The organism is Methylobacterium sp. WL64 (assembly GCF_008039945.1).
In the GTDB taxonomy this organism is placed as follows: Bacteria; Pseudomonadota; Alphaproteobacteria; order Rhizobiales; family Beijerinckiaceae; genus Methylobacterium.
In genome coordinates this window covers 1-4,008 of the sequence record NZ_VRVA01000226.1, presented here as the reverse complement: position 1 = coordinate 4,008, position 4,008 = coordinate 1, and the positions used below count along the sequence as shown (strand labels likewise).

5 protein-coding genes and 1 pseudogene are annotated in these 4,008 nt (G+C 71.2%); 3 read left to right on the top strand and 3 right to left on the bottom strand.

All coding sequences use genetic code 11. The features are described from left to right. The 3 genes and pseudogenes from FV242_RS33015 to FV242_RS33005 all read right to left on the bottom strand — a co-directional run. Positions 1-349: pseudogene (locus FV242_RS33015) on the bottom strand (sugar transporter); the annotation flags it as partial. A gap of 179 nt (positions 350-528) precedes the next feature. Beyond that, positions 529-771, bottom strand: coding sequence for a Flp family type IVb pilin (locus FV242_RS33010; protein WP_147910919.1), 243 nt, complete (start codon positions 769-771; stop codon positions 529-531). Between the two features lie 316 nt (positions 772-1,087). Continuing rightward, positions 1,088-1,339 (bottom strand): DUF3072 domain-containing protein, encoded by a 252-nt coding sequence (locus FV242_RS33005; protein ID WP_147910920.1) that lies wholly within the window; start codon positions 1,337-1,339, stop codon positions 1,088-1,090. Positions 1,340-1,534: 195 nt separating this feature from the next. Between FV242_RS33005 and FV242_RS33000 the strand changes: the two genes are divergently transcribed. The 3 genes from FV242_RS33000 to FV242_RS32990 all read left to right on the top strand — a co-directional run. After that, positions 1,535-2,092 carry a gluconokinase gene (locus FV242_RS33000; protein ID WP_147941883.1) on the top strand — a complete coding sequence of 186 codons (558 nt, stop codon included), beginning with the start codon at positions 1,535-1,537 and terminating at the stop codon, positions 2,090-2,092. A gap of 3 nt (positions 2,093-2,095) precedes the next feature. Continuing rightward, on the top strand, positions 2,096-2,917 hold the full coding sequence (locus FV242_RS32995; RefSeq protein WP_147941882.1) for a Cof-type HAD-IIB family hydrolase: 822 nt from the start codon (positions 2,096-2,098) through the stop codon (positions 2,915-2,917). A gap of 183 nt (positions 2,918-3,100) precedes the next feature. Then, the coding region (locus FV242_RS32990) for a lytic transglycosylase domain-containing protein (RefSeq protein ID WP_187278673.1) at positions 3,101-4,008 on the top strand (908 nt) is incomplete at its 3' end.

Genomic DNA, 4,008 nt, shown 5'->3' with positions numbered 1-4,008 from the left:
ACTTGGAGCCGGCGGAGAAGCGGTCGGCCACCAGCGGGCCGGAGAACAGGCCGCCGGAACCGGCCTCCCAGACCGAGACCGAGACCATGTCGCCGATGCCGATCACCGGCTCGGTGGAGGGGCGGTGATCGCCGAAGGAGGCGAGCAGGCTGTCGAGGGGCCGGCCGCGCAGGGCCTCGACCACGGATGGAGTGACGTCGATGATTTCGTAGCGGGCGAGCACGCCGCCGTCGGCGGTGGCGACTTCCGCGCCGGCCTGGATCGCGCTCGCCGTCGGACCCGCCGAAGGCAGATACGAGCAGCCCGACATCGCCGTCGCGGCGAGCAGAGCGAGGGAAAGTTTGCGCATCCAGATGTTGCCCATCGGTTTTGCCGAGCCCGTGCCTAGCCCATAGCGGCCGGGGTGTCCGTAGCGGGTGGGCCACACTGCGCCCGCGACGGCCGAGCGGGCGGTTTCATCCTCACTAAGCACAGCTTTTTCGGGGCAGACGGACGAAAACTTTACGGCCGGGGCCGGAACGGCGCCCCTCAATTGGCCTGGCTCACCGTCGTGCTGATGCGCTCGTAGATCGGGGTCATCCGGGAGCCGTAATACCGGATGCTGCCGGCCGCGACGATGAAGATCAGCGCGCCGATCAGGGCGTACTCCATGGCGGTGGACCCGCGCGCGTTCGCGGCAAAGCGCGACAACGCCTGCCGGGCGAGGTCGGCCCCACGGAGGCGGGATCGTCCGGAAGCCGCCCTCGATCCCTCGCAGCTCGGCTCCGCCATCCGTGACTCCGACTTCCGCTGCGCCCGGAACCGCACCCGATCGTATCGCGATCGGGCCCGCCTCCAGGCCCCTGGTTCGACGCGCTTGCGCACGCATCCACCGGTATCCGCGCCGACGTTGAGCGCTCTCGTCGCCCGGCGCGATGGGAACGTCTAACCGGGCTCCCATTGCCGCCGGCTTAATAGTGTCTTCGAAACATCGCCTTCGAGACGTGGGTCCGAACGCCGAAAGGCCGGCGCCCGTGACGGCACCGACCTTTCGACATGTCCGATGACGCGGCCCGGCTTGGTCCAGGACGCGGTGTGCCCGGGTCGCTCAGGCGTGGCCGGCCTTGTGGCGCAGGTCGTCGATCCGCTTGGACGCCTCGGCCTTGTCGATGTCCGAGTCGAAGGCCTCCGGCTCCTTGGCCTCTTCCGACAAGGTCTTGAGATACGAAGCCTGCGCCCCGGTCATCGGCTCACCGCCGGTGGTCCACTGATCCGGATCCTTGATCTGGTTCGAGACGTCCTTCGGATCGGTCTTCGGGTTTTCCTGGGTCGCGTCGTGCTTGTCGGCTGCCTTGGCCATGGGACCCTCGTTCCTGAAATGTTCTGTCGTCGCCGGGGAGAACGTGCCGCCCCATCCGGGGTTCCACGGGATGTCGGCGCATTGCCCCCTGTTCCCCAGAAACCTTTCCTTCCCGCCCGCCGAGCCTATTGATGAAGCCCACGGCGCAGCGTTGCGCCCCGGAGCGGCATGGTCCGGATGAGCTCGGATGGGCGGATGCAGAACGAAGCCGGAGCGGCCGCGCGGGCGGCGCAGGTCCTGGTGGTCATGGGTGTCTCGGGCTCGGGCAAGAGCACCGTCGGCGCGCTGATTGCCGAGCGGCTCGGCTGGATCTTCGTGGACGGCGACAGCTTCCACACCCCCGAGCACGTGGCCAAGATGCATGCGGGCCACGCGCTGGACGACGAGGACCGCGCGCCGTGGCTCGCCCGGATCGCGGTCTGGATCCAGCATCGGCTGGAGGCCGGCGAATCCGGCGTGGTGGTCTGCTCGGCCCTGCGCCGGGCGTACCGGGACGCGCTCACCCGCGGGAGCCGGCGCGTCCGGATCGTCTACCTGGACGGCGACAGGGCCCTCGTGTCCAAGCGACTCGCCGAGCGCCATGGCCACTTCATGTCGCCCCGGCTGCTGGACAGCCAGTTCGCCACCCTGGAAATCCCCGGCCCCGACGAGCAGCCGATCATCGTGGGGATCGACGCGGCGCCGGAGACCGTCGCCGACCGTGTCGTGGCGCAGCTCGCCGCGGAGGCCCCCCTCCCCGCCGGAAGGACCTGAGCGATGGCGTCCGACGCACCCAAGGCGAGCGGCATCGCCCTGGTGATCTCCGATGTCGACGGCACGCTGGTGACCGACGACAAGCAGCTCGCCCCCTCGACGATCGCGGCGGTGAAGCGCCTGCGCGCGGCCGGGATCGGATTCAGCATCGCGTCGGCCCGGCCGCCTTTGGGCCTGCGGGGCCTCGTCGACGCCCTCGGCCTCGACCTACCGATGGGGGCGTTCAACGGCGCCAGCGTGGTCCGGCCCGATCTCTCGACCCTCGCGGAGCGGCTGATCCCGGAAGCCGCCGCGCGGGCGGCGCTGGAACGCCTTCAGGCCGAGGGTCTCGACGTCTGGGTCTTCGCCGAGGGGGCCTGGTGCCTGCGCGACCCGGAGGGCCCCTACACGGATCTCGAGCGCCGGACGATCGGCGCCGAGCCGCGCGTGGTGGCCGATCTCGGCAGCCTGATGGGGGCAGCCTCGAAGATCGTCGGGGTCAGCCGGGACCACGCGCACCTGGCCGATTGCGAGACCCGGATCGGGACCGCGCTGGCCGGGCGCGCCACGGTGCACCGCTCCCAGGCCTACTATCTCGACGTGACGCCGCCCGGGCTCGACAAGGGGCAGTTCGTGGCCTGGATGAGCGCGCATCTGCGCATCCCGCCCGAGCGGATCGCCACCTTCGGGGATGCCGGGAACGACCAGCCGATGTTCGCCCGCAGCGGATTCTCGGTAGCGATGGGCAATGCCGACCCGGGTGTGAAGGCGGCCGCCAGCGCCGTGACGGACGGCAACGGCGCGGACGGGTTCGCCCACGGGGTCGCGCGCTTCATTTTGCCCTGACTGTCCAGGCCCGCACGCTGTGGATAACCGGGATGGTTAACCGACGGCGCCGCCCTGTGACCGACAAGGCACAGGGGTGCCCGACACTCCACGCGCCCACAGGCTGCCGGATCCGGGCCCCTTTACGGCCTCATTTCCCCGCGACCTAGCTTGACCACAGAACAAGCAGGACCAGGTCTCGGAATGCATCGCCTCTTCCTGGCTGCCGCTCTCGCGGTCGTGCCCGTGGCCGCCTTCGGGCAGGGCGCGCGCGACAACATCGATGCGCTGATCGAGCAGCAGGCCAAGGCAAACGGCGTCCCGGCGAGCTTCGTCCACGCGGTGGTGAAGCGCGAGAGCAATTACAACCCGAAGGCCAAGGGCGGCAGCGCCCTCGGGCTGATGCAGATCAAGCACGCGACGGCGCGCAGCCTCGGCTACACCGGTGACGCGGCGGGCCTCTACGATCCGGCGACCAACCTGCGCTACGGCGTCGCCTACCTGGCGGGCGCCTATCGCACCGCCCAAGGCAACGTCAGCCAAGCCTACCAGTACTACAACCGCGGCTATTACTACGCGGCCAAGCGCCAGGGCATCTCCACCGAGGTCGCGGCGGTGGTGGCCCCCGTCGCGGCCTCGGCCAGCGCGTTGGCGAGCCTGTTCGGCGGCGGCGTCACGGATTCCGGCGCCGCCTCGGGGGCCCTGGCCTACGCCCCCACCGCGGCCGCCGTCGCGGCGGTGCCGAGCGAGACGGTCGAGGTCCCGCTCCCGCCCCGGCGTCCGGACGCCCTCAGCGGCTCCGTCACGTATGCGAGCCTGTCCGTCGAGCCCGCCGCCGCGGGGGCCGCGCCGGCCGCCGCCGTGCAGGTGGCCGTGGTCGAGACCGTGGAGGTTCCGCTTCCGCCGCGCCGCCCGGCAGGCCTTGGCAGCGCGGAGGCCGCGCCGGCCCAGCTCGCCGAATTGCGCCTCTCACCGCAGGCCGAGCCGGCCGGAGCGTTCCAGGGCGCCGCGATGACGCAAGCGGCGGCGACCAGCGGGGTGACCGAGACCGTCGACGTGCCGCTGCCGCCGCGCCGCCCGTCGATCCAGCTGCTGGCCGCCGCCACGCCGCG